This is a genomic window from Rhizobium acaciae, assembly GCF_025941625.1.
Lineage (GTDB): Bacteria > Pseudomonadota > Alphaproteobacteria > Rhizobiales > Rhizobiaceae > Rhizobium > Rhizobium acaciae.
This window is the reverse complement of the sequence record NZ_JAPCZO010000001.1, coordinates 320,107-342,744: the sequence shown is the minus strand read 5'-3', so window position 1 is coordinate 342,744 and position 22,638 is coordinate 320,107. Positions and strand designations below refer to the sequence as shown.

At 61.6% G+C, this 22,638-nt stretch carries 22 protein-coding genes; 8 read left to right on the top strand and 14 right to left on the bottom strand.

Features of this window, described 5'->3' with window-relative positions; translation table 11 throughout:
* Positions 1-3: 3 nt before the first annotated feature.
* On the bottom strand, positions 4-402 hold the full coding sequence (locus OLZ32_RS01765; RefSeq protein ID WP_264395384.1) for a GFA family protein: 399 nt from the start codon (positions 400-402) through the stop codon (positions 4-6).
* Positions 403-697: 295 nt separating this feature from the next.
* On the opposite strand from OLZ32_RS01765, the gene OLZ32_RS01760 reads away from it, so the two are divergent.
* Entirely contained in the window at positions 698-2,536 is a 1,839-nt protein-coding gene (locus OLZ32_RS01760; protein WP_264395383.1) for an ABC transporter ATP-binding protein, read from the top strand.
* 73 nt (positions 2,537-2,609) lie between these two features.
* On the opposite strand, the gene OLZ32_RS01755 is transcribed toward OLZ32_RS01760, so the two are convergent.
* Complete coding sequence (locus tag OLZ32_RS01755; protein ID WP_003540243.1) at positions 2,610-3,983, bottom strand: class II 3-deoxy-7-phosphoheptulonate synthase; 1,374 nt, start codon at positions 3,981-3,983, stop codon at positions 2,610-2,612.
* Positions 3,984-4,190: 207 nt separating this feature from the next.
* Here OLZ32_RS01755 and OLZ32_RS01750 point away from each other — a divergent pair, with 207 nt between their 5' ends.
* A complete protein-coding gene (locus OLZ32_RS01750) occupies positions 4,191-5,480 on the top strand; it encodes a TadE/TadG family type IV pilus assembly protein (protein ID WP_003540244.1) in 1,290 nt (429 codons plus the stop codon).
* Positions 5,481-5,499: 19 nt separating this feature from the next.
* Here the strand turns inward: OLZ32_RS01750 and gor are convergent, their stop codons facing one another.
* Positions 5,500-6,885 carry a glutathione-disulfide reductase gene (gor, locus tag OLZ32_RS01745; RefSeq protein WP_003540245.1) on the bottom strand — a complete coding sequence of 462 codons (1,386 nt, stop codon included), beginning with the start codon at positions 6,883-6,885 and terminating at the stop codon, positions 5,500-5,502.
* Between the two features lie 221 nt (positions 6,886-7,106).
* On the opposite strand from gor, the gene OLZ32_RS01740 reads away from it, so the two are divergent.
* Positions 7,107-7,319, top strand: coding sequence for a hypothetical protein (locus tag OLZ32_RS01740; protein WP_003540246.1), 213 nt, complete (start codon positions 7,107-7,109; stop codon positions 7,317-7,319).
* Between the two features lie 57 nt (positions 7,320-7,376).
* On the opposite strand, the gene OLZ32_RS01735 is transcribed toward OLZ32_RS01740, so the two are convergent.
* The 3 genes from OLZ32_RS01735 to rpiA form a co-directional block, all read right to left on the bottom strand.
* The gene (locus OLZ32_RS01735; protein WP_026159908.1) at positions 7,377-7,661 is read right to left on the bottom strand and encodes an acylphosphatase; all 285 of its coding nucleotides are present in this window, start codon (positions 7,659-7,661) and stop codon (positions 7,377-7,379) included.
* A gap of 98 nt (positions 7,662-7,759) precedes the next feature.
* The gene (locus tag OLZ32_RS01730) at positions 7,760-8,317 is read right to left on the bottom strand and encodes a DUF2059 domain-containing protein (RefSeq protein ID WP_003540248.1); all 558 of its coding nucleotides are present in this window, start codon (positions 8,315-8,317) and stop codon (positions 7,760-7,762) included.
* A 15-nt stretch (positions 8,318-8,332) separates the two neighbouring features.
* On the bottom strand, positions 8,333-9,031 hold the full coding sequence (gene rpiA, locus OLZ32_RS01725) for a ribose-5-phosphate isomerase RpiA (protein WP_003540249.1): 699 nt from the start codon (positions 9,029-9,031) through the stop codon (positions 8,333-8,335).
* Between the two features lie 225 nt (positions 9,032-9,256).
* On the opposite strand from rpiA, the gene OLZ32_RS01720 reads away from it, so the two are divergent.
* Positions 9,257-9,973 (top strand): HAD family hydrolase, encoded by a 717-nt coding sequence (locus OLZ32_RS01720; RefSeq protein WP_003540250.1) that lies wholly within the window; start codon positions 9,257-9,259, stop codon positions 9,971-9,973.
* Positions 9,974-10,273: 300 nt separating this feature from the next.
* On the opposite strand, the gene OLZ32_RS01715 is transcribed toward OLZ32_RS01720, so the two are convergent.
* Together OLZ32_RS01715 and OLZ32_RS01710 are read right to left on the bottom strand one after the other, a co-directional pair.
* Positions 10,274-12,178 (bottom strand): L,D-transpeptidase family protein, encoded by a 1,905-nt coding sequence (locus OLZ32_RS01715; protein WP_017988522.1) that lies wholly within the window; start codon positions 12,176-12,178, stop codon positions 10,274-10,276.
* Positions 12,179-12,270: 92 nt separating this feature from the next.
* Positions 12,271-12,537, bottom strand: coding sequence for a hypothetical protein (locus tag OLZ32_RS01710; RefSeq protein WP_157223158.1), 267 nt, complete (start codon positions 12,535-12,537; stop codon positions 12,271-12,273).
* Positions 12,538-12,598: 61 nt separating this feature from the next.
* Here OLZ32_RS01710 and fumC point away from each other — a divergent pair, with 61 nt between their 5' ends.
* Positions 12,599-13,990 (top strand): class II fumarate hydratase, encoded by a 1,392-nt coding sequence (gene fumC / locus OLZ32_RS01705; RefSeq protein ID WP_003540254.1) that lies wholly within the window; start codon positions 12,599-12,601, stop codon positions 13,988-13,990.
* 298 nt (positions 13,991-14,288) lie between these two features.
* Here the strand turns inward: fumC and OLZ32_RS01700 are convergent, their stop codons facing one another.
* The gene (locus tag OLZ32_RS01700) at positions 14,289-15,116 is read right to left on the bottom strand and encodes an Ig-like domain-containing protein (protein ID WP_264395382.1); all 828 of its coding nucleotides are present in this window, start codon (positions 15,114-15,116) and stop codon (positions 14,289-14,291) included.
* A 232-nt stretch (positions 15,117-15,348) separates the two neighbouring features.
* On the opposite strand from OLZ32_RS01700, the gene OLZ32_RS01695 reads away from it, so the two are divergent.
* Positions 15,349-16,956, top strand: a complete 1,608-nt coding sequence (locus OLZ32_RS01695) for a fumarate hydratase (protein WP_017988524.1) — start codon at positions 15,349-15,351, stop codon at positions 16,954-16,956.
* Between the two features lie 25 nt (positions 16,957-16,981).
* Here OLZ32_RS01695 and OLZ32_RS01690 read toward each other — a convergent pair whose 3' ends face one another.
* The gene (locus OLZ32_RS01690) at positions 16,982-17,188 is read right to left on the bottom strand and encodes a hypothetical protein (RefSeq protein ID WP_003540257.1); all 207 of its coding nucleotides are present in this window, start codon (positions 17,186-17,188) and stop codon (positions 16,982-16,984) included.
* 347 nt (positions 17,189-17,535) lie between these two features.
* Between OLZ32_RS01690 and OLZ32_RS01685 the strand changes: the two genes are divergently transcribed.
* Positions 17,536-18,603, top strand: a complete 1,068-nt coding sequence (locus OLZ32_RS01685; protein ID WP_264419523.1) for a GGDEF domain-containing protein — start codon at positions 17,536-17,538, stop codon at positions 18,601-18,603.
* Positions 18,604-18,849: 246 nt separating this feature from the next.
* Here the strand turns inward: OLZ32_RS01685 and OLZ32_RS01680 are convergent, their stop codons facing one another.
* Positions 18,850-19,461, bottom strand: a complete 612-nt coding sequence (locus OLZ32_RS01680) for a pyridoxamine 5'-phosphate oxidase family protein (RefSeq protein ID WP_029870799.1) — start codon at positions 19,459-19,461, stop codon at positions 18,850-18,852.
* 37 nt (positions 19,462-19,498) lie between these two features.
* Positions 19,499-20,479 (bottom strand): alpha/beta hydrolase, encoded by a 981-nt coding sequence (locus OLZ32_RS01675; protein WP_264395380.1) that lies wholly within the window; start codon positions 20,477-20,479, stop codon positions 19,499-19,501.
* Positions 20,480-20,526: 47 nt separating this feature from the next.
* Here OLZ32_RS01675 and OLZ32_RS01670 point away from each other — a divergent pair, with 47 nt between their 5' ends.
* Positions 20,527-20,994, top strand: coding sequence for a MarR family winged helix-turn-helix transcriptional regulator (locus tag OLZ32_RS01670; RefSeq protein ID WP_264395379.1), 468 nt, complete (start codon positions 20,527-20,529; stop codon positions 20,992-20,994).
* A gap of 3 nt (positions 20,995-20,997) precedes the next feature.
* Here the strand turns inward: OLZ32_RS01670 and OLZ32_RS01665 are convergent, their stop codons facing one another.
* Positions 20,998-22,188: a low temperature requirement protein A gene (locus OLZ32_RS01665; protein WP_264395378.1), complete on the bottom strand. Its 1,191-nt coding sequence runs from the start codon at positions 22,186-22,188 to the stop codon at positions 20,998-21,000.
* A 62-nt stretch (positions 22,189-22,250) separates the two neighbouring features.
* Entirely contained in the window at positions 22,251-22,625 is a 375-nt protein-coding gene (locus tag OLZ32_RS01660; RefSeq protein ID WP_166477700.1) for a gamma-butyrobetaine hydroxylase-like domain-containing protein, read from the bottom strand.
* Between the last annotated feature and the right edge of the window lie 13 nt (positions 22,626-22,638).

The following is a 22,638-nucleotide window of genomic DNA, read 5'->3' as shown; positions in this document are numbered from 1 at the left end:
CCTTTAAGTCGGATTCACCGCATATTGCGGCAAGCCGTCCGTTATCTCGTAGAAATCGCCCTTGTCGGCACAGTAGATATGATGGCCGAAGGCAAGACCGCTGGGCGTGTCGAAGGCGCCGGCCATGACCGAAATCTCCGCCGATCCGTCCGCCTGCCAGAACAGCGCGGAGCCGCAATTCGAGCAGAAGCCGCGCTGCGCCTCTTCGCTCGACCGGTACCAGCGCACCGCCTCAGTGCCATCAATCGAAAGAGCCGCGCGGGCCACGTTGACCGCGGCGTAGTAAAACCCCGTCTGCCGGCGGCACTGCGAGCAATGGCAGCCGACGACAGGTCCTGGCTTCGCCGTCGTTGAAAATCGCACAGCGCCGCAGAGGCAGCCGCCTGTATGCCGTTCGGTCATCATCGCCCTCCCGTTTATGACGGGACGTTGCCGCTGATCGCCCCCGGCGTCAAATCCATTCCGCTCAACGGAAGCATCAGAAATTTTGAAAATTGCCGGCCTTATGCATCCTTGGTCGGCTCGAGCACCTGTTGCTCGACGACAACAGCCGCCAACCTCATCTCATCCCGGCATTGAATCGCCGGCTGTTGTCGGCAATACTTAAGGTCCAATTCATTCGACCCCCGGGAGACTAACATGAGAGCGACCCTGTCCGAACAGAAAGGAAAAATCCCCCACAAGGACATTCAGCTTCATGAACATTCGGTTCTCCCGCGCGAGGAAAAACTCGCGACGCCATAACCTCTTCCCCAGATTCTTCCGCGACAATGCGAATGCCGCCGACCGCGAGCGGCGCTGGTCGCGCATGCGCAAATTCCTCTCCTACTACCGTCCGCACCTGCCTTTGCTGCTGGCGGATCTGCTTTGCGCCATCCTGGTCGCCGGCACAGCAGTCGCCCTGCCGCTCTGCGCCAACATCGTCACCAGCCGCCTTCTCGCTCTGCCCGACGCGCCACAGGCCTTCGCAAACATCCTTGCGATGGGCGGCGTCATGTTGGTCGTTCTGGCGGTCCAGATCGTCGCCATCTTCTTCGTCGATTATCGCGGCCACGTGATGGGCGCGCGCATCGAAGCGACGGTGCGGCAGGAACTCTTCGAGCATTGCCAGAAGCTCTCGTTCAGCTTCTACGACCGCCAGCGCACCGGCCAGCTGATGAGCCGCATCACCAATGACAGCCTGTGGCTGGGCGAGCTCTTTCATCATGGGCCCGAGGATCTTTCCATCGCCGTACTCAAATACGGCGGCGCTATGCTGGTGCTGTTCTTCATCGATCCGCCATTGGCGACTCTCATCCTGCTGCTCACTCCGGCGGCGGTCGCCTATGCGCTCTATTTCAACCGGCGCATGAACCGCGCGCTCGAAGCCAGCAAACGGCAGATCGCCGCCGTCAACGAGCGGGTGGAGGATGCACTTGCGGGCATCCGCGTCGTCCAGTCCTTTGCCAACGAGGCGCTGGAGAAGGAACGCTTCGCCGAGCAGAACCGACGCTTCCTGCAAAGCCGCGCCGAGGGCTACCGCAGCGAAGCCTGGTTTTCGGTCGGCACCGAAACCTTCGCCCAGCTCGTCACCATATTGGTGATCATCGTCGGCGGCCTGCGCATCCTCGCGGCGGAGCTGACCGTGCCTGATATGCTGACCTTCCTGCTCTGCGTCGCGGTGCTGGTCGATCCCGTGCAGCGGCTGGCGAATTTCGTGCGCCTCTGGCAGGAGGGTTACACCGGCTTCGTCAGGGCCATGGAGATCCTGGAGATCGCCCCCGATATCACCGATCGGCCGGCCGCCCGTGCGATGCCGGCACCAAGGGGCGAGATCAGCTTTTCCAACGTCGTCTTCGGTTACGAGGGCGATGGCCCGCGGGTGCTCGAGCAGCTCTCGCTCACCATCGCTCCCGGTGAGTTCGTCGCCCTGGTCGGCCCCTCGGGGGTCGGTAAGAGCACGCTTTGCGCGCTGATACCGCGCTTCTACGATGTCGAGGCCGGGGCGATCCGGATCGATGGCATCGACATCCGCGATGTGACGCTGGCCTCGCTCCGGCGCCATGTCGGAGTGGTGCAGCAGGATGTCTACCTGTTTGCCGGTACAGTGGCGGAAAACCTGCGCTACGGCCGGCCCGACGCCAGCGATGCGGAGCTGGAAGCGGCCGCGCGCGCCGCCAATGCGCACGACTTCATCATCGCCCTGCCCCATGGCTATGACACCGATATTGGCCAACGCGGCGTCAAGCTCTCAGGCGGCCAGCGCCAGCGCATCACCATCGCCCGCGCCTTCCTCAAGAATCCGGAGATCCTGATCTTCGACGAAGCGACCAGCGCGCTCGACAACGAGAGCGAACGGGCCGTGCAGCAGGCGCTGCTCAGCCTGGCAAACGGCCGAACCACCCTGGTCATCGCCCACCGTTTGTCGACCGTCCGCCATGCCGACCGCATCCTGGTCCTGACGGCTGATGGCATCGTCGAACAGGGCACCCATGACGAGCTCATGGCGCAAGACGGCGTCTACGCCAATCTGCACAGCGTCCAGGCCAGCATCTGACTGCCTGTTCCACCTTCGCAGCATAAAAAAGCCCGGCATCGCCGGGCTTTTCTTCATCCATTTGGGGCTGCGATCAGCCGTTGGCGACCATGCGCTTTTCGTCGCGGCCGCCCTTCATGCGCTCGGCAAGCAGGAAGGCGAGCTCGAGCGCCTGGTCGGCGTTCAGGCGCGGATCGCAATGGGTGTGGTAGCGGTCCTGCAGGTCTTCTGCGGAGACCGCGCGGGCGCCGCCGGTGCACTCGGTCACGTCCTTGCCGGTCATCTCGATATGGATGCCGCCCGGATGCGAGCCTTCGGCGCGGTGGATCTGGAAGAAGCTTTCGACTTCCGACAGGATCCGCTCGAAGGGACGGGTCTTGTAGTTGTTGAGCGTGATCGTGTTGCCGTGCATCGGATCGCAGGACCAGACGACCTTGCGGCCCTCGCGCTCGACCGCGCGAATGAGCTTCGGCAGGCTGTCGGCGACCTTCTCATGGCCGAAGCGGCAGATCAGCGTCAGGCGCCCGGCCTCGTTGGCAGGATTTAGGATGTCGATCAGTTGCAGCAGATCATCGGCCTGCAGCGACGGGCCGCATTTCAGGCCGATCGGGTTCTTGATGCCACGGCAATATTCGACATGCGCATGGTCGGCCTGGCGCGTACGATCGCCGATCCAGATCATGTGGCCCGACGTTGCATACCAGTCGCCCGAGGTGGAATCGACGCGGGTCAGCGCTTCCTCGTAGCCGAGCAGCAGCGCCTCGTGACTGGTGAAGAAATCGGTCTCGCGCAGCGCCGGCTGATTTTCCGAGGTGATACCGATCGCCTTCATGAAATCCATGGTTTCGCTGATGCGGTCGGCAAGCTTGCGGTAGCGCTCGCCCTGCGGGCTGTCCTTGACGAAGCCGAGCATCCACTGATGCACGTTTTCGAGATTGGCATAACCGCCCATCGCAAAGGCACGCAATAGGTTCAGCGTCGCAGCCGACTGGCGATAGGCCATGGCTTGGCGTTCCGGGTTCGGAATGCGCGACTCCTCGGTGAACTCGATACCGTTGATGATGTCGCCGCGATAGGCAGGCAGCGTCACGTCGCCCTGCTTCTCGACATTCGACGACCGCGGCTTGGCGAACTGGCCGGCGATGCGGCCGACCTTGACGACCGGCAGCTGCGCGCCGAAGGTCAGCACCACGGCCATCTGCAGGAAGGCGCGGAAGAAGTCGCGGATATTGTCGGCGCCGTGCTCGGCGAAGCTCTCGGCGCAGTCGCCGCCCTGCAGCAGGAAACCGTTGCCTTCGGCGACATTGGCGAGATGCTTCTTCAGGCGGCGCGCTTCACCTGCAAAGACAAGCGGCGGATAGCTGGCGAGCGTGGCTTCCGTTGCCGCCAAAGCGGCTGCGTCGGGATATTCGGGAACCTGCAGGATCGGTTTTTGCCGCCAGCTGCTCGGGGTCCAATTGTCTGCCATCTCACTCACCTGTTCTCACATCCATACCTCAGGATGCCCTCAATATGCGGCGGCTTATAGACCTTTAGACCCGGCTTGCAAAGACCATTCGCTTCTCGCCGCCGCCACCCGCCGCTCTCTAGTTAAACCAGCATATACCATGTCGATTTTCCGATATTTTAGACTTTCAATGTAGAACGGAAAGAGTTTCAACTTCGGGGACATGGCATGGCGATCCTTCCGCCTGGTTTCATATCGGACCGCTCGGGCAATTTCGGCATTATCACGGCGCTGCTGATGGTGCCGCTTGCCGGCGCGGCCGGCATGGCGGTGGATCTCGCCCACGCGTTGAGCCTGAGAACGGCGCTTTTCGCCGCCGCCGATGCCGCCGCCGTCGGTGCGATCTCTGAAAAATCCGGCGCCGTCGCCGCCGCGATGAAAATGAGTGGCGACGGCACGATCTCGCTCGGCAAGGACGACGCCCGCAGCATTTTTACGTCGCAGATGTCCGGCGAGCTGACCGACGTTCATGTGGATCTTGGCATCGACGTCACCAAGACCGCCAACAAGGTGAATTCGCTGGTCTCCTTCAGCGCCACCATGCCCACGACCTTCATGCGCATCCTCGGCCGGGACACCGTCACGATCTCCGGCACGGCCACGGCCGAATACCAGACCGCCACCTTCATGGATTTCTATATCCTGCTCGACAACACGCCGTCGATGGGCGTCGGCGCAACCGCCGATGACGTCGCGACCATGGAAAAGAACACCAGCGACACCTGCGCCTTTGCCTGCCACGAAACCGAGAACAAAAACAATTATTACCAACTCGCCAAGAAGCTCGGCGTCAGCATGCGAATCGACGTCGTTCGCCAGGCGACCAAGGAGCTGACGCAAACCGCCAAGACGACGCGTGTTTCCGACAACCAATTCCGCATGGGCGTCTATACGTTCGGCACCAAGGCCGAGGATGCCAAGTTGACCACCATATCCGAGCCGACGGATAAACTTGATCAGGTGCGCACCTATACCGACGCCGTCGATCTGATGACAATTCCGAGACAGGGCTTCAACAACGACCAGCAGACGAGCTTCGACAGCGCGCTGGACCAGATGAAAACCATCATCCCCGTACCCGGCGACGGCAGCACGTCGACAACGCCGCAGAAGGTCTTGTTCTTCGTCTCGGACGGCGTCGGCGACAGCGAAAAGCCGAAGGGCTGCACGAAGAAACTCACCGGCAAACGCTGCCAGGAGCCGATCGACACGTCTTTCTGCCAGCCGCTGAAGGATAAGGGAATCAGAGTTGCGGTGCTCTACACCACCTATCTGCCGCTGCCGAAGAACAACTGGTACAAAGACTGGATCAGGCCCTTCCAGAACGAGATCCCCACGAAGATGCAGGAATGCGCCTCGCCCGGCCTCTATTTCGAGGTGTCGATGACCCAAGGCATCACCGAAGCGATGAAGGAACTCTTCCTCAAGGTCATCCGCGCACCCCGTATCACCAGCTAAGTGGGCTCAGAGGCGGAAATCAAATCCGCTTGCCATCGCGGATCCGATAGCTCGGCGCATACATGGTGACGAGCTCCTCGGCCGCCGTCGGGTGCAGCGCCATCGTCCGGTCGAAATCGTCCTTGGTGCAGCCGGCCTTCAGCGTGATGCCGAGCAACTGCGCCATCTCGCCGGCATCGTGGCCGAGGATATGGGCGCCGACCACCTTGCGGCTCGCCGCATCGACGATCAGCTTCATGATCATCCGCTCGGCCCGCCCGGAAAGCGTGGCCTTCAACGGCCGGAACTGGGCGCGATAAACCTCGAGTGCGGGATAACGCCTGCCCGCCTCCTCTTCCGAGAGACCGACGGTGCCGATCTCAGGCTGCGAGAAGACAGCGGTCGGGATCAGCTCGTAGTCCGGTCGGGTCGGATTGTTCTTGTACTCGGTCTCGATGAAACACATCGCCTCGTGGATCGCCACCGGTGTCAGCTGTACCCGGTTGGTGACATCACCGAGCGCGTAGATGTTTTCGACATTGGTGCGGGAATATTCGTCGACGATAACGGCGCCGCGCTCGTCGACCGCGACGCCGGCCGCCTCGAGGCCGAGGCCTTCGGTGTTCGGATCGCGCCCGAGCGCCAGCATGACCACGCCGGCTTGCAGCGTGCCGTTGTTCAGCGTCTCCAGAACGAGCCCGTCCTCACCCTTCGAAACCTTCTGCAGCGTGTCGTGGCAAAGGATGCGGATGCCCTTGGCGACCATCGCCTCGTGCAGCCCGCGCCTCAGGTCCTCGTCGAAGCGCGACAGGATCTCGGCGCCGCGATAGATCAGCGTCGTCTCGACGCCGAGGCCATGGAAGATATTGGCGAACTCGACGGCGATATAGCCGCCGCCTGATATCACGATCGATTTCGGCAGCTCTTCGAGATGAAAGGCCTCGTTGGAGGAGATGCAGAGTTCGTGACCGGGAAGGGCTGCATGCGGGTTCGGCCGTCCGCCGGTGGCGATGACGATCGTCTTTGCGGTCACCGTCTGTCCGGTCTTCAGCAGCCGGACCGTATGGGCATCGACGAGTTCCGCGCGCGTTTCCAGGATCTCGGCATTGGCGCCGGCAAGCCCCTTCTTGTAGAGACCTTCAAGTCGGGCAATTTCAACATCCTTGGCCGCCACCAGCTTCTTCCAGTCGAAGCTGCTTTCGCCGACTGTCCAGCCGAAACCCGCCGCATCCTCGAAATGCTCGTGGAACTGCGAAGCATAAACGAAGAGCTTCTTCGGCACGCAGCCGCGGATGACGCAGGTGCCGCCGTAGCGATACTCCTCGGCGATCGCCACTTTCTTGCCGAGCGAGGCGGCGACACGGGCGCCGCGCACGCCTCCAGAACCGCCGCCGATGACGAAGAGGTCGTAGTCGTAGGAAGACATGAGGAGCTCCGGAAGGGAATCGCAGGAAGGATGTTCCTGATATAGGGGCGATCATCATGAAAACAAAAGCCCGCTCGTGCGTCATCCGGTTCCCATCGTCGAATCTTCATTCCGGTTGACCAGTCACCGTTTACGGTTGACCCGGTCACCGTTTACGGTTGACCCGGTCGGCCGAGGCTGGCAGGCAATCCGTGGGATGGAAAAGAATGGCGGAGCAAAAGATGGATCAAACTCTCTTCAGCAACCTGTGCAAGGCTGGCAAATTCAAGGAAGCGCTCGGCCTCGCCATTCAGGGCCATGAGGACGAAAAATACACGCCGAGCCGTTTCTCGATCGACAAGAAGACGAGACTGCCGATCTTCTACCGAGGCAACAAGCGCGTGGAGCCGGATGAGGAGGGTGTGTGGCAACTTGCAAAGAACCCAAACCCATAGGGACTGAGCTCCGGCACATATGCGACGCCAATTGCATACGCTTAGCGAGTGCTGCTGTCAGCGGGTAATGCGGAAATCCGTCAGGCTTTTCTCAAGCTGGGCAGTTTCCGTCTCGACGCCCGAAACCGACGCCCCCGAAGGCCCGCGCCCAAAACGCTCGATCATCGCCGAGATGGCGCTGTCGGATCCTGCGATCACAGCGATGACAGCCCCGTCCTCTTCATTGCGAACCCAACCCGTCAAACCGAGCCGTACGGCCTCATCGCGCGTCCAATAGCGAAAACCGACACCCTGGACTTTGCCGGATATCCGCACTCGGACGGCCTTGTCATGATCGGACATGTCTGCAGTCACCTGAAGCCTCGCCAGCGGCATTTGCCGCATCATAGCAAAAAAGCCCGGACGATGCCGGGCTTTCGCAAATTTGAAGGGGCAGGCCTTTACTGCTGGGCAGCCGGTGCCGGAGCGGTCGGGCTGTCGGTTGCCGGCGGCGGTGCCTTGATGACCTTGGAAAGCTCGGCGTTGCTCTGCTTTTCCAGGTCGCGGGAAATGCCCTGCGCCCAGATGTCGGCAGCCTTCGCCGTTTCGCGCGAGGCGACCGGGCCGTCGCGCAGCAGCTTCTTGCCGACGTCGGAATTATAGAAGTCGGCGATCGCCTTCAGTTCATCGACGGTGAAGGTCTTGGCATAGGTGAGTGCCGCCTCCTTCTCCAGATCGCCACGGCGCGGCGCCAGCGCCAGCGCCTGCGCGTCGACCGTCGACGAAATGATGTCCTGGTAGTTCGGCGAATCCTGGATCAGGCCGGCCTTCAGACGCTCGGCGAGACCGGGCAGGATGTTATCGAACTGGGCAGTGGCGCCGATGGCGTCGATCGCCGCACGAGACGCCTTCAGCTGCTCCTCGGAGACTTCCTGCGCCTTGACGGCGGAGCCGAAGGCAAGCCCGGAAAGAACGACGGTCGCAGCGGCGAGACGGCCAAGACCTGCAATGTTCATCATGAGTATATGCTCCTGTTATCTGTTTGCCTGCAGCGTGCGCGCACCCGCAGGACCGGCAATGATCGCAAGTGCCGCCATATTGATAAAGAGCCCGTGTTCAACGACGCCGGGTATGGAATTCAGCTCGCTCGAAAGCGCCTCTGCATCAGGAATGCGGCCAAAAGATGCATCGATGATGTGATGGCCGCCATCCGTGGTAAACTCTCCGTCACCCGATTGGCGCAGATCGAGTTCACCGGAAAGACCGAGCCGGGCTGCGACCTTTTCGATTGCGATCCGCGTCGAGACGAGCCCGAACGGATTGACCTCGATCGGCAGCGCGAAGGCGCCGAGCGTTTCCACCAGCTTGCTCTCGTCGGCAATGACGATCATTCGCTCGGAGGCGGCCGCGACGATCTTTTCTCGCAACAACGCGCCGCCGCCGCCCTTGATCAGCCTGAGCGCCTGATCGACCTCGTCGGCGCCATCGATCGTCAGGTCGAGTGCCGGCAGCTCGTCGAGCGACTTCAGCGGCACGCCGAGTTCGACGCAGAGCCGCGCGGTTCGTTCAGACGTCGGAACGCCTTCGACCCTGAAGCCGCCCGCGACCTTCTCCGCCAGCAGGCGAACGAATTCTTCCGCCGTGCTGCCGGTGCCGATCCCGAGACGCATCCCGCTTTCGACATGGGCGAGTGCGGCCTCGGCGGCCTTGATCTTCATTTCGCGGGCATCCATGCGCCGCCAGCTCCTGATATTGCGTTGGATGTGCTGTTTACACGGCTCGCCTGGCAAACGAAAGTCAAAATCATCACGGAAAATGAAAAGCCGAAACATAGGCCTGCAGCCTTCCCGGCCATCGCCGGACGTTGCTTTCCGCCGCACGATCGCCTACCTCAGGGACGACCCATCGTTCCCTAGGACGATCCATCGCTCCTCAAGACGACCATCGCTCAAAGAGACATGCCCTTGACCCCTGTTCCCGCTCGCCCGGCGCTCGTCGTCTTCGATCTCGACGGCACCCTTCTTGATACCCATGTGGATCTGGTCGAGAGCCTGAACCATACGATCGCGGCCCTTGGCCTCGAACCGGTCAGCTACGACGACCTCACCCATCTCGTCGGCCAGGGCGCGCGCGTCATGATCGAGCGCGCCTGCAGGCTGCGCGGCCATCCGCTCGAAAGCGACGCCTTGCCGCCGCTGGTCGAGCGTTTCGTCGCCCATTATGCCGGCAACATGCCCGGCCGGACCGAACCCTATCCCGGCCTGGTCGCCGCGATGGACCGGCTGAAATCTCAGGGTTATCGCCTCGCCGTCTGCACCAACAAGATGGAGAGCCTGGCGCTCGGCCTGCTCGACAAGCTCGAGCTTACTCGATATTTCGACGCCATCACCGGCGGCGACAGCTTCGAATACCGCAAGCCCGACGCCCGCCACCTCACCGGCACCATCGAACGCGCCGGCGGCGACATCACCCGCACCGTGATGATCGGCGACAGCATCAACGATATCGCGGTGGCGAGAAACGCCGGCATACCGTCGATCGCCGTGCCTTTCGGTTATTCCGACGTGCCGGTTTCGAGCCTCGATCCGGATGTTATCATCACCCATTTCGATGAGTTGACGCCGGAGCTGGTGGAAACGCTGTTGCGGGAATATGCGGAGAAGGTCGCCGTCTGAGGCTTGGCGATCAGCCGTATGTCTTTGCGATCGCGGCCCCCTTCCGACCCTTCGGGCCACCTTCTCCCCACCGGGGAGAAGAGGGGAACCAGCGGCACGGCTGCAACCGCACACTACCTTGATCAGGAGCGAGGCGTCGCGGCAACGTCCCTTCTACCCAGCGGGGAGAAGATGCCGGCAGGCAGATGAGGGGCCACACACAGCACGCCCTCTCCTCCTGCTTCTTGCACGCAACACCCCAAAAAACAAAAACGGGCGGCCCAAAGACCGCCCGCCAGCATCACTCATCAGAGCTGATTGTCAGATCTGCGCCCCACGCGCCTTAGTCGTCGCGTCGAAAGCCTTGTCGACATAAGCGTCGCGGCCGTAGACGTCGTCGAAATATTCCACCACGCCGTCCTTGTTCGGCCAGGCGGTGAAGTAGGAGACGTAGACCGGGATCTTCTGCGGCACGCGGACCGCATGGTTCTGCCCGCTGGCGATCTGCTTGGCGACGTCGTCGACCGTCGTGCCGAGCACGGCGGCCGCCATCGCTCGCGGATCGGCAAGACGCACGCAACCGTGGCTCAGCGCCCGCATGTCGCGCTTGAAGAAGCTTTTCGACGGCGTGTCGTGCATGTAGATCGCGTGACTGTTCGGGAACAGGATCTTCAGTTCGCCGAGCGCATTGTCGCTGCTTGGCGGCTGGCGTACCGAAACATTATTGGTCGAGCCGTACCAGTCGACGCTCGAAGAGGCGACGGCGTGGCCGTTCACTTCGACCTCATAACCGAGCTGGTCCAGATAGTTCGGATCCGAGCGCAGCTTCGGCAGCATCTCGTTGATGATGATCGACTGCGGCACGCCCCAGAAAGGGTTGAACTCGACCGTCTCGATTTCGTCGTCGAAGAAATAGGTCTGGTTGTTCTTGCCGCCGACCACCACGCGCATCGACAGCTGTTCCTTGCCGTCATTGTGGTAGTAGACCATGTAGGCCGGCTGGTTGATCATGACGTAGCGGGAACCGAGATCCTCCGGCAGCCAGCGCGCCTGCTCCATGGCGACGACGAGCTTGTCGATCTTCGAGGCATTGGTGTCGCCGCCGGTCATGGCGCGCACCGTCGCCTGGCCGATGACGCCATCGGGCTTCAGCCCACGCTCTTTCTGGAAATCCTCGACCAGCGAAACGATGTCGGGCGAATAGTCGATGCTGCCGGCGTAAGCTGCAAGCGTTGCCGCATGATCGGTCTTCAGCGTTTCGGAACCGTGCTTGCCGATCGCCTTGACGATATTGGCGATCTCCGGCGAGCTGTCGCCAGGCCTCAACAGCCTGTCGAGCGAAACGACGATTCGCTCCTCGTTGCCGCCATCGGCGGCGCGAAGCTTCGCAAGCTCCGCCTTCAGCGCCTGGAATTGCGGACTATCGGGCGAGCGGCTGGCGATGTAGGCGCCAACATCGGGGCTCAGGCGGGCAAGCTTCAGCACCGGGGCCAGATTGACCACCTTGCGCTGGAAGTCGTGATAGCCAGAGATCTTGTTCGGATCGATGCGGCCGCGCACCGTGTCCTGCACGAAGGCGAGCACCTTGGCGGAGAGATCGAGCTCGAACTGTGTCAGCGCCCGGTCGCGGAAGGCCGGATCGGGATTGGCCGGGTCGATATCAGGCGTCTGGACGGCGTAATCCGCCGGGTCGAGGCCAACGAGGGCCGCATCGGCAAGTACCAGCATCGCCGACTTGGCACGGTCGTTGATCTGGTTGCCCTCGACCCAGACGAGCGGATTCCGGCTGTCGCCGTAATAGGCTTCGAGCGCCTTTGCGACGTCGGCATTGGCGCGCACCTTGGCCTGTGCCAGGAAACGACGCTGCACGGCTGGTTCGGCGGCGGCATCGCCGCTGCCCGAGACATCCGCGACCGCGCCGGTGACGACCGGATCGGCGAACCTGCCGGTATCGACGAACTGCAGCGTCTCGGTTTTATAGGTATAGTAACGCGGACCGCTCACCTTCGGCAGCGGCGCTTCCGGATCGAGCCCGCCGAGCGAGCCGCCGCGCTGGCCTACACGGCCGGGCGGCATCTGGTCCATGAATATGGTGCTTTGCGTCCGCTGCCTGTCGCCGCGCAGCATATCCATCAATGTATAAGCATGCGCGGGTGCGGCACTCATCATTGCCACGCCGCAGGAAATTGCCAATGCGGATGCCGCGCTTTTCAAAACGAACGTCATATATCTTCCAGTCCGGTCATGCTGTTCTTGTCACGAGCGCAAGGCTCAAGCTCAAATCCCGCGAAACTCAAGCGGCGTAGGGGCCCCATTGATCAGAAACCGGCCTGCGCCGCCAGCGCCGGCGGACTCAATTTTGTGTGACGGAGATCCTGCACGGCGCCGCCCAGCAGTTCACACAAAATTATGAAATTATTAGTTAATTTTTTACCGAATTTTCGCCGCCAGGCCAGTCCGGCCAAAACGCCCGGACGCATAAAATTTCCAAAGTGGCTTAAAAGGCACGCCAAAAAGCCCGCGCAAACATGACTTCCGATTTCAATATTTCGCGCGGCATCCAGTTTTCTTGTCGGGCTTTCCAACCTATAAGACCTCATCTTTCGAAAATGCCTGAAAACAGCATGTAAAGGGAAGGCAAGGCTGATGACCGAAACCCGCACAGAATCCGATACTTTTGGCCCGATCGACGTCGCCGCCGACCGATATTGGGGCGCCCAGGCCGAGCGTTCGCTCGGCAATTTCAAGATCGGCTGGGAAAAGCAGCCGCTGTCGATCGTGCGCGCGCTCGGCATCGTCAAGCAGGCGGCCGCCCGCGTCAACATGTCGCTCGACCAGCTCGATCCCGCCCTCGGCAAAGCGATCGTCGACGCCGCCCAGGAGGTGATCGACGGCAAGCTGAACGACCACTTTCCGCTGGTCGTCTGGCAGACCGGTTCAGGCACACAGTCCAATATGAATGCCAACGAGGTGATCTCCAATCGTGCGATAGAAATGCTCGGCGGCGTCATGGGTTCCAAGAAGCCGGTGCATCCGAACGATCACGTCAATATGAGCCAGTCGTCGAACGACACCTATCCGACGGCCATGCACATCGCCTGCGCCGAGCAGATCGCCCATCACCTGCTGCCGGCCCTGAAGCACCTGCATGCCGCCCTCGACATGAAGGTCACCGAATTCAGCCACATCATCAAGATCGGCCGCACCCACACACAGGATGCGACGCCTCTGACGCTCGGCCAGGAATTTTCGGGTTATGCCGCCCAGGTCGGCTCCGCCATCAGGCGCATCGAAATGACCCTGCCCGGCCTTTGCGAGCTCGCCCAGGGCGGCACTGCCGTCGGCACCGGCCTCAACGCGCCGGTGGGCTTTGCCGAAAAAGTCGCCGAAGAGATCGCCGCCATCACAGGTATGCCTTTCGTCACCGCGCCGAACAAGTTCGAGGCGCTCGCCTCGCATGACAGCATGGTCTTTTCCCACGGCGCCATCAATGCGGCAGCCGCCGCCCTCTTCAAGATCGCCAACGACATCCGCCTGCTCGGTTCCGGCCCTCGCGCCGGCCTCGGCGAGCTGGCGCTGCCGGAAAATGAGCCCGGCTCCTCGATCATGCCCGGCAAGGTCAATCCGACCCAGTGCGAGGCGCTGACGCAGGTCTGCATCCATATCTTCGGCAACAATGCCGCTCTCACCTTCGCCGACAGCCAGGGCCATTTCGAACTCAACGTCTACAATCCGATGATGGCCTATAATTTCCTGCAGTCGGTGCAACTGCTCGCCGACGCCGCCGTCTCCTTCACCGACAATTGCGTCGTCGGCATCGAGGCGCGCGAGGACAATATCAAGGCCGGCCTCGAACGCTCGCTGATGCTGGTCACGGCGCTTGCCCCGAAGATCGGCTACGATGCAGCCGCCAAGATCGCCAAAACAGCGCACAAGAACGGCACGACGCTGAAGGAAGAGGCCCTCGCCAGCGGCTTGGTGACATCCGAGGAGTATGACGCAATCGTCCGCCCGGAAACGATGATCGGGCCGAAGTAGGAAGATTGAGTGGTCTGCTCCCACTTCTCCCCTCTCCTCCACGGAGCGAGGGAGCGGACGAGCTGGCCACTTGCTCCCTCATTCCTGTGCCTGTCACAGGAATCCAGCCACGGCGCGTCCGCGCCGTGAATGAATCAATGCCTGAAGGGAAAGGGTCTTTCGCGCCCAAGGACTTGGGCGCACTGGATTCCTGTGACGAGCAAAGGAATGAGGGAGATTGTGGTGGCCGTCTCGCGAAACTCCAACCGACGCGGATAAAGCCGTTCGCCTGTCGGCACTCCATCGCACCCAGCAAGCCTCAAACCAACAGCGAAAAATTGTCCATCACCACGGAATTGCCCATGAAATCGAAGCGGATTTCATCGATGTCCGCGATTTCAAACTCGAGATTGGGGTCGGTGACCTCAAGCTCCTGCTGATAGATGATCTGCCCGTCGTTCAGGGCAGTCAATGTCAGGTGAAACGGCGATGCCGACAATTCGGCGATTGAAACACTCTGAAAGGTGAACTCCCCACCATCGATCAATTTCAAGCTTACGGGCGCGGATCCCGGCGACAGGACGGTATCGCTGAATCCATCTTCGGTGATGGCGTCGACGCCTGGAACAGTATCATAATCGATACCGTTCAGAAGCGTGAGCTCGTGACTGTCGTTCACGGATAGGGCGAAGCCCCGGTAGTTGGGGAGAGCGAAGTCATCTGCTCTGGATGTGACGCCCAGATCGTCGAAATCCAGGACTTCGTGATACTTGTCCTCTTCATTGACGCCATCAATCGCCAGCGTCAGAACCCCAACGTCCGTGCCGCCCGCGCCATCGGAGATCTTGTAGCGGATCTCTTCGATCAGTTGCTCGTGCGCCCGCAAGTTCTTCACCACGTCGAGCGTAAAATCCAGCTCATACTCGAAGTGGCCATCGGGCCGCACGGTGAAGGTTCCATAGGTCCCTCGCATGATCGTTTCCTGTGCGAGCCCGTGTTTCGCGTCGACGCGCACGCCGTCGAAAAAGCGAAGATAAAGGGTCGCCTCCTCGGGATCGCTGTCGTTGGGGAGCAGATCCCCTCGGATCCAATCATGCTCGAAGAAAATGAAGAGGTCGTCGTTAGCAGTTGGCTTTGCATTCGTCATCGGAAGCTCCAGCAAGTTAACGCGGCCGGGAATATGGACTGGCTTCGAACCGTAGGCAACTTGAGGTCGTCTTTATCGAGCAATTACCCCGGCCGCCTCACCCGTGCACGTGGTGCAGCACGTGCGACCATGGCTTAACCGGCCGGACTCCGGCGCATCCTGATTGCTTTTGCCCCGCGGCGGATTTAGACCGGTTCCAATCTAGCGACGCCCTACCAGAAAGGTCACTTCGATGGCTGACGATCTCTTTCCCCTCGGCAAGGATGCCACCCCCTATCGCAAGCTCAGCGGCGACCATGTCTCGGTCGACACGTTCAAGGGCCAGGAGATCCTGACCGTCGAGCCGGAGGGGATCCGCCTGCTGGCCGAAACCGCCTTTGCCGACATCAACCACCTGCTGCGTCCCGGTCACCTGAAACAGCTCGCCTCGATCCTCGACGATCCCGAAGCGACCGACAATGACCGTTTCGTCGCCTACGACCTCTTGAAGAACGCCAATATCGCCGCCGGTGGCGTGCTGCCCATGTGCCAGGACACCGGCACGGCGATCATCATGGGCAAGAAAGGCCGCCGGGTCTGGACCGAGGGCGAGGATACGGCGGCGCTGGCCCGCGGCGTCATGGACGCCTACGAGAAAAAGAACCTGCGTTACTCGCAGCTCGCGCCGGTCAAAATGTTCGAGGAGAAGAATACCAAAAACAACCTGCCGGCCCAGATCGATATCTACGAGGAAGGCACCGACGCCTACGAATTCCTCTTCGTCGCCAAGGGCGGCGGCTCGGCCAACAAGACCTTCCTTTACCAGGGCACCCCCTCCCTCCTGACCCATGACCGGATGATCGACTTTCTTAAGGAGAAGATCCTGACGTTAGGGACGGCAGCCTGTCCTCCCTACCATCTGGCGATCGTCATCGGCGGCACCTCGGCCGAGATGAACCTCAAAACCGTCAAGCTCGCCTCCACCCGCTATCTCGATGAACTGCCGACCGAAGGTTCCGAGAGCGGCCACGCTTTTCGCGACGTCGAGATGGAGAAGGAAATCCACAAGCTGACCCAGCAGATGGGCGTCGGCGCCCAGTTCGGCGGCAAGTATTTCTGTCATGACGTGCGTGTCATCCGCCTGCCCCGCCACGGCGCCTCGTTGCCGATCGGCCTCGGCGTCTCCTGTTCCGCCGACCGTCAGGCCAAGGGCCGCATCACCCGCGACGGCATCTTCGTCGAGCAGCTCGAAACCGATCCGTCGAAATACCTGCCCGAGATCGACGAGGCGAAACTGTCGGAATCGACGGTACGCATTGATCTCAACCGGCCAATGGCCGAGGTGCTCGCCGAACTCTCCAGGCATCCCGTCAAGACACGCCTGTCCTTGACCGGCACCATCATCGTCGCCCGCGACCTCGCCCATGCCAAGATCCGCGAACGGCTGGAAAAGGGCGAAGGCATGCCCGATTACCTGAAAAACCACCCGGTCTATTATGCCGGTCCCGCCAAGACGCCGGTCGGCTACGCCTCCGGTTCTTTCGGCCCAACGACGGCCGGCCGCATGGATAGTTACGTCGACCAATTTCAGTCCTTCGGTGGCTCGATGGTGATGCTTGCCAAGGGCAACCGTTCGCGCGCAGTGCGCGAGGCCTGCAAGAAACACGGCGGCTTCTATCTCGGCTCGATCGGCGGCCCCGCCGCCCGCCTTGCCCAGGACTGTATCCGCAAGGTCGAGGTCTTCGAATATCCCGAACTCGGTATGGAAGCAGTCTGGAAGATCGAAGTCGAAGACTTCCCCGCCTTCATCGTCATCGACGACAAGGGCAATGATTTCTTCCAGGAGCTGAATTTGGGGTGATGGGCAGGCTGCGTTGCCGCCTGCTCTACCGTGCCGAAGCCTTGTCCGACGCACTGACATTCCGCGCCTTCACCGCCTCGCCCACGCTCACCACATCCCCGGCATCGACCCTTGCCAGGATCTCCGTGCGGAACGCGCCGGCGAAGAAGCCGGTGTGCTCCAGCAACAAGGTGCCGGCGGCGAAGACGGTGAAGGCGAGGATGGCAAAAGAAATATGGCGGGAGGTTTCCACGATCTCACGCCCTGGCTTGCAGGCTGCGATCGGGTTTGCCACCAAGAAATATCACCCCGAAATACCGGCACTGCAATACGAAACCGCCAAAACCAGATGTCGACAAGATGAATACGGTCTCCGGCAGAGAAGAACTGTAAGTTTTTTAGACACTGTACCCGCCCAGCGAGTATGCACTGTCCCACTAAAGATACGTTTTTCCGTGGAGAATCATAGGTCTGATCGAAGTATTGCCCCATGGGGCATTTGTCGTATGTAATCTTTGGTATATATCGCTTTAATCTTTTCCCAAGAAATTTAAGCTAACAAATAGAATATTGCCTTTGAATATATGAGGAGTTCGCCGGATGAATACGGCTGTCGCGCCCAAGGTGCCGGTTCCCGACGTTGCGGGTCAGATCACCTATGCCATGCGCTCCATGGGCGTCGCGCCGATACCGCGCAATTACCAACTCTTCTACGAGGCCTATATCGGCTCCAATCCGGCCCTGACCCGCGAACTCGCGGCCCTCGGCGGCCAGGTGACCCAGGCCGAGCTTGATGCGCTCGGCGCGCAGCACTTCACCCACAGCCCTGCCCGTGTCTTCGACGACGCCCATACGCGTATATCAGGCGAACTTGATGGCCTGTTGCGCATTCTCAGGCAGGAGCAAAACTCGCTCGAAAGTTATACCAGGCTTCTTGGCGAGACCCATAAGCGCATCACCTCCAAGAGCAATGCCAGCGTCGAACTGATCGAAAACGCCATCGAGCTGCTGAGCCAAGCGACCGGAGACACCATGGCGCATGGTGAACGCACCGTCGAGAACGTCGTCCAGCGCTCGCAGGAAATGGATCAGGTCCGCAAGGAACTCGACGAATACAAGCGGATCGCCAACACCGACTCGCTGACGCGCCTTTCCAACCGCCGCGCCTTCGATGACCGCCTCGCCGCCATCTTCGACAATTCGAGCATGCGGCCAGTGACGGCGCTGCTGCTCTGCGACATCGACAATTTCAAGAAGATAAACGACACCTACGGCCATCCGGTCGGTGACAAAGTGCTGGCCACCGTCGCCTCCGTTATCCGCAGCAATGTCCGTCGCGACATCTTCGTCGCCCGCACCGGCGGCGAGGAGTTCGCCCTCATCATCGACGGCAACACGCCCGAGGAAGTCACCGGCATCGCCGAGCGCATCCGCCGCACCCTGGAGACGACGCCCTTCAAGAACTCCCGCACCCGGGTGAATTACGGTCCGGTTACCGTCTCGATCGGCATCTGCATGGCCTCCAATGCCGAGGATGCCGGCGAACTCTACAGCAAGACCGACATCGCACTTTACGGCGCCAAGAATGCCGGCCGCAACTGCACCATCCTCTATCAGGACGGCATGCAGAAGGATTTCACCAAGAGCTGGCTGATTTATAAGACGTGAGGGCAATCGGTCTCGGCATGCCGAGACCAGCCCCTCATCCGCCTGCCGGCACCTTCTCCCCGTAAACGGGGCGAAGGGGTATGCCGCAACCTCTCCGTTCCCCCGCCGACCTCGAGCATGGCACGTCCCCTCGCCCCGTTTACGGGGAGAGGGTTAGGGTGAGGGGCTGCCACCAGCGCGAACCGGGCAGCAGTGGGTTTGTCCCAAACATCTGCAGTCGGTGCAGCTTATATCAGGCTGGATACCCTACCACATCGTCTTCGCCGCCCGCCCCGGCCACTCCCGATCGTAGGTTTCCTGGTCGAAATCGCCGGTTGCGGCCTTCAGCATCTGCCCGGGCGTCGGCAGCTTCGCCGGATCGGCGAAGTGTTCTCCATTCCAGAGTTCGGCTCGCATCACGGCGCGCGCGCATTGGAAATAGACCTCGTCGATCGAAATGACGACGACGGTGCGCGGATGTTTGCCGTCCATCTCGAAGCTCGAAAGCAGCGTCTCATCGTTGGAGACGACGCCGCGGCCGTTGATGCGCATCGTCGTGTTCGAGCCGGGGATCAGGAACATCAGCGCCAGCCGCGGATCACGCACGATGTTGGAGAGCGAATCGACGCGGTTGTTGCCGCGCCAATCCGGCAGATGCAGCGTCTCGTCGTCGGCGACGCGCACCACGCCGCCAAGATCGCCGCGCGGCGAACAGTCGAGACCCTCCGGGCCGACGGTCGCAAGCGCCGCAAACGGCGAAATCTCGATCATCTCCCGATAGAGGGGGGTCAATTGCTTCGTCACCTTGGTGACGGAGGCCGGCGACAGGCCGGCGCCATAAATTGTATTGAGCTCTTCGATGCTGCTGATGATTTTCATGAGGCGTCCCGCCGCGGCTTGATCTTCGCGACGGACGCTACAATGCCGCGCGCCTTGCCGGAAGCTCAAAAAACGGAATGATCTCCGCATCTGTTTTGATGCTTTCATCGGGCACTTCACCCACGCCCCGATCGCCGTCGAGAAACGCCGCGATCGCGGCAAGAACCGGTTCGGCGGCGATGATCCGCCGGTGGCCGAAACCGTTCGCCCAGAGGAGCCGAACGCCCTTCCCCGCCGCGCCATAGCGCCTGGCATGGAGAGGCGACACTTCCTTGTCGTCCTCAGCATGGATGACGAGCACCGGCCGGCCGATGCCGCCCGCAGCCCCGCCGACGTCGAAATCCTCAAGTCTCCGGCCGGTGACGCGATGGACCTCATTCTCCAGTGCGGCTTGCGCCGCAGGGCGAAGACCGACCATCCGGCCGAAATCGGTAAACAGCCAGCCCATCTCGCTCGGCGCGCCGATCAGCACTAGGCGGTCGCCGCCAACAGGCGCCACGCCGGGCAGCAGGCCCGCCGCCGAGACCATCAGCGCCGCGCCGCCAAAGGAATGGCCGATCGCCGCATCGAATGGGCCGAAGCGCGCCTCGGCCGCCGCGATCGTCTCGACCGCAAGCCCCATATGCAGGAAGCGCCCTCCGGAACGGCCGTGGCCGGGAAAATCGAGCGCCACGACCTCCGCACCCGTTGCCGCAAGCATCGAGACGAGTTCGGCCATATATGCCGCGCTCGATCCCCAGCCATGTGTCACCAGATAGCGCTTGCGCTTGCCCCTCGCCCCGCCGTTCAGCCGATAGGCATGCGCTTGGCGCCCGCCGGCGAGCCGGAGGGTGAAGCGTTCGGCGCCGGCAAGCCGGGCCGCACCCGCCGCATGCGCCAGCTTCGACTTTGTGCCCTTGGGTCTTGCTGATGGCGTCCGGCAGAACAGCTGGAACGCCGCTTTGGCCGCCAGATCAGGAGAAACCGCCTGCAGCAGCGAAAACCCGAGGCGGGTGACGTCAAGCGCAAAGTTTGCCATAGTGGGATTCCAAAAGACTGTTCAACACTGAACAATAAAGTACAACGATGAACAAAAATCAATCCCTTCCCTGGGATCATCCGCGTTTTCGCAGCTGGATCGCGGTGGCTCGCGCCTGCCAGCTCATGCAACAATCCCTGGCCCGCTCGCTTGCCGATCTCGACATCAAGCCGCCGCACCTCGATATCCTGGTCAATCTCTATCGTTTCGAAGGCATCTCGCAGCAGGAACTGGCGCGCAAACTGCTGGTCGGCCGCTCCAATATGAGCATGCTGCTGCCGCAGATGGAGAAGCGCGGTCTGATCCTTCGCCGCGATGACGAGCGCGACAAGCGCGTGCTGCGCCTCTATTTGACGCCAGAGGGTCGAAAGCTGAGTGAGGAAGCCATGGCCATACAGACCGGTCTCATCGACCACGTGCTGTCGGACGAGCCGATAGAGCAATGCATGGCGACCGCCGATTCGATGGAGCGGATCATCACTGTGCTGCTGAAAGATCTGCGCGACGAGGACTGATGTTCAATGCAGCGTCGGCGCGGCCTCCGTACCCGTCAGCGAGCGGTATTCCCAGGCGGCGACGACGATCAGCACCAGCGTCGCCAGAATGCCCATTAGATAGACCTCGATGAAGGGCGCGACAAAGGCAAGCAGGATCAAAAACACCAGGCCGGCCAGATGCGAGAGCGGCATCCGCCCGCTGGTCGCGCCCTTGAACCACAGATTGCCGATCAGGAACAGGCTGGAGCCGCCGAGCACGGCCGCGGCGATACCAAGATTGCCGGTCTCATGCGGATGCGAGAACATGAACTCGACCGCGACCGCATGGACGATGATGCCGGCAAGAATTGGGATGTGCCCATAGGTGAAGGCCTGCCGCGCCAAGCTTCCCGGCGTCTCTTCATGCTCGATGCGGTGGGCGGCGCGCCCGTGTCCGAAGCGGAAATAGAGCCACCACATGGCGACCGTGCCGATGAAGGCGGTGACGAAGACGATGCTGGTCAGTCCTGAGAACGGCAGCTCCGAAAAGGTGCGGCCGGACACGAGGATCGCTTCGCCGAGGCAGATGATCACGAAGAGTGCACAGCGCTCCGCCATGTGCGCGCCGGAAACGTCCCAGTCCCGCGCCGTCGAGCGGCCGAGTCCCGGCACGGCAAAGCCCGCGGCCGGCCCAGCATATTCGATCGCCAGCGCAATCACCCAGGCGATCAGCCGGGCTTCATGCTCGAGCAGCCCGCCGGCGATCCAGAAGACGCCTGCTGCCACGAGCCAGGCGGTGATGCGGACGAAATTCAGCGTATTGGCGCGGTCGACGCGCGTCATCGCATAGGTCGTAAACAGCGAGCGCCCGACCTGCATCGCCACATAGGCGCCGGCAAACAGCAGCCCCTTGTCGCCGAAAGCCTCGGGGATGGAGGCAGACAGCAGCAGCCCGAGCATCATCAGCGTCACCAGCATCCCGCGCACCGGCATCCTGTCCGGATCGAGCCAGTTCGTCACCCAGGTGGTGAAGATCCACACCCACCAGACGGCGAAGGTCATCAGTGCCGCTTCGGCGGCACCGAGCGGCGTGTAGTGGGCGGCGAGCGCATGCGAGAGCTGCGAGATCGAAAAGACGAAGACCAGGTCGAAGAACAGTTCGAGGAAGGTCACCTTGCTGCCGCTGGCGCTGCCCTTGGCGCGCAGCCAGTTCTTTCCGTTCGTTTTCGCCATATGGCCCCCCGATGGCTGGAATTATGGGTCTATTGAAAGTGATAGCGGCGCTCTCGTGAGCGTCAGCGCGGCTTCTCCGCCGTATCGCGGTTCATGCCCTTTTCGCGGAGCTCGTGCTCATAGGCGGAAAACAGCTCAGCGCCCCGTTCGCCGAGTTCGCGCAGATAGGTCCAGGTGTAGATGCCGGTATCGTGCATGTCGTCGAAGCCGATCCGGACCGCGTAATTGCCGGTCGGCATCATCGAGATGATCGCGACATTGCGTTTGCCCGGCACCGTCACCTTCTGCCCCGGCCCATGGCCCTGCACCTCGGCCGAGGGCGACAGCACGCGCAAGAGCTCGGCCGACAGGTCGAAGCTCTGGCCGTCGTTGAAGGTCACCACCAGCCGCTGCCTGTCTTTCGAGACGCGAAGTTCGCTCGGCCAGATATCGCTCATCATTTTGTCCTCT

Bases quoted from the DNA above. Each gene is read 5' to 3' on its own strand.
- gor (WP_003540245.1), bottom strand. From the start codon at position 6,885: ATGTCTTCCTACGACTACGACCTCTTCGTCATCGGCGGCGGTTCTGGA.
- OLZ32_RS01670 (WP_264395379.1), top strand. From the start codon at position 20,527: ATGAACAAAAATCAATCCCTTCCCTGGGATCATCCGCGTTTTCGCAGC.
- OLZ32_RS01750 (WP_003540244.1), top strand. From the start codon at position 4,191: ATGGCGATCCTTCCGCCTGGTTTCATATCGGACCGCTCGGGCAATTTC.
- OLZ32_RS01685 (WP_264419523.1), top strand. From the start codon at position 17,536: ATGAATACGGCTGTCGCGCCCAAGGTGCCGGTTCCCGACGTTGCGGGT.
- OLZ32_RS01765 (WP_264395384.1), bottom strand. From the start codon at position 402: ATGACCGAACGGCATACAGGCGGCTGCCTCTGCGGCGCTGTGCGATTT.
- OLZ32_RS01730 (WP_003540248.1), bottom strand. From the start codon at position 8,317: ATGATGAACATTGCAGGTCTTGGCCGTCTCGCCGCTGCGACCGTCGTT.
- rpiA (WP_003540249.1), bottom strand. From the start codon at position 9,031: ATGGATGCCCGCGAAATGAAGATCAAGGCCGCCGAGGCCGCACTCGCC.
- OLZ32_RS01660 (WP_166477700.1), bottom strand. From the start codon at position 22,625: ATGAGCGATATCTGGCCGAGCGAACTTCGCGTCTCGAAAGACAGGCAG.
- OLZ32_RS01760 (WP_264395383.1), top strand. From the start codon at position 698: ATGAACATTCGGTTCTCCCGCGCGAGGAAAAACTCGCGACGCCATAAC.
- OLZ32_RS01755 (WP_003540243.1), bottom strand. From the start codon at position 3,983: ATGGCAGACAATTGGACCCCGAGCAGCTGGCGGCAAAAACCGATCCTG.
- OLZ32_RS01680 (WP_029870799.1), bottom strand. From the start codon at position 19,461: ATGAAAATCATCAGCAGCATCGAAGAGCTCAATACAATTTATGGCGCC.
- OLZ32_RS01740 (WP_003540246.1), top strand. From the start codon at position 7,107: ATGGATCAAACTCTCTTCAGCAACCTGTGCAAGGCTGGCAAATTCAAG.
- OLZ32_RS01695 (WP_017988524.1), top strand. From the start codon at position 15,349: ATGGCTGACGATCTCTTTCCCCTCGGCAAGGATGCCACCCCCTATCGC.
- OLZ32_RS01700 (WP_264395382.1), bottom strand. From the start codon at position 15,116: ATGACGAATGCAAAGCCAACTGCTAACGACGACCTCTTCATTTTCTTC.
- OLZ32_RS01665 (WP_264395378.1), bottom strand. From the start codon at position 22,188: ATGGCGAAAACGAACGGAAAGAACTGGCTGCGCGCCAAGGGCAGCGCC.
- OLZ32_RS01720 (WP_003540250.1), top strand. From the start codon at position 9,257: ATGCCCTTGACCCCTGTTCCCGCTCGCCCGGCGCTCGTCGTCTTCGAT.
- fumC (WP_003540254.1), top strand. From the start codon at position 12,599: ATGACCGAAACCCGCACAGAATCCGATACTTTTGGCCCGATCGACGTC.
- OLZ32_RS01715 (WP_017988522.1), bottom strand. From the start codon at position 12,178: ATGACGTTCGTTTTGAAAAGCGCGGCATCCGCATTGGCAATTTCCTGC.
- OLZ32_RS01735 (WP_026159908.1), bottom strand. From the start codon at position 7,661: ATGTCCGATCATGACAAGGCCGTCCGAGTGCGGATATCCGGCAAAGTC.
- OLZ32_RS01675 (WP_264395380.1), bottom strand. From the start codon at position 20,479: ATGGCAAACTTTGCGCTTGACGTCACCCGCCTCGGGTTTTCGCTGCTG.